We start from the raw sequence: 1,049 nt of genomic DNA on the forward strand, positions 1-1,049 counted from the left end.
GCAGTTTCAACAAAGTAGTAGTCGCCTGGCTTCAGGTCATCAACTTTAATCTGACCCTTGGCATTGGTGGTCAAGCCACTGGCAACCTTCGTCCCGTCCTTCTTATACAGATTGAACACGGCGCCCGCCAGGGCTTTACCTGTATCACCGTCCGTCTTATTCAGAACAACGGAACCGGTCTTTTCGGCATTTGTTGCGGAGACGGTCGCAACCTTGGTCGTTGCCTGGAATTCAACCGTAAAGTTCAATTTACCGTCATTCAATTCATAGCCAGCTGGCGCTGCTGTTTCAACAAAGTAGTAGTCACCTGGCTTCAAGTCATTAACCTTGATTTGACCCTTAGCGTCTGTGGTTAAACCACTGGCAACCTTAGTGCCGTCCTTCTTATACAGTTCGAATACCGCACCGGCAAGTGTTTTACCAGTATCACTATCCGTCTTGTTCAAGACAACGGAACCAGTCTTCTGAGCATTTGTTGCGGAAACGGTCGCAACCTTAGTCGTTGTTTGTAATTCAACGGTGAAGTTCAGCTTACTGTCATTCAATTCATAGCCAGCTGGCGCTGCTGTTTCGACAAAGTAGTAGTCGCCTGGCTTCAAATCATTGACTTGGATCTGACCTTTAGCATCTGTCGTCAAACCACTGGCAATCTTAGTGCCGTCTTTCTTATACAGATCGAATACTGCACCGGCAAGAGCTTTACCAGTATCGCCGTCTGTCTTGTTCAAGACAACTGAACCAGTCTTCTCAGCATTGGTTGCGGAAACGGTCGCAACCTTGGTTGTTGTTTGTAACTCAACCGTGAAGTTCAGCTTACTGTCATTTAATTCATAACCAGCTGGTGCTGCTGTTTCGACAAAATAGTAGTCGCCTGGCTTCAAGTTATTGACCTTGATTTGACCTTTAGCATCTGTCGTCAAACCACTAGCAAGCTTTGTGCCGTCCTTCCTATACAGATCGAACACGGCACCGGAAAGAACTTTACCAGTATCACCATCTGTCTTTGTTAGAAGAACGCTCCCTAATGCTTTATCATTTGTGACTGGAAC

At 46.4% G+C, this 1,049-nt stretch carries 1 protein-coding gene; it reads right to left on the reverse strand.

Annotated elements, in window-relative coordinates:
- Positions 1–1,049, reverse strand: a 1,049-nt coding sequence (locus JUE67_RS12625; RefSeq protein WP_203637194.1) for an MSCRAMM family protein, incomplete at both ends; no start/stop codon positions are given.

The organism is Lacticaseibacillus mingshuiensis, assembly GCF_016861785.1.
GTDB classification, from domain to species: domain Bacteria; phylum Bacillota; class Bacilli; order Lactobacillales; family Lactobacillaceae; genus Lacticaseibacillus; species Lacticaseibacillus mingshuiensis.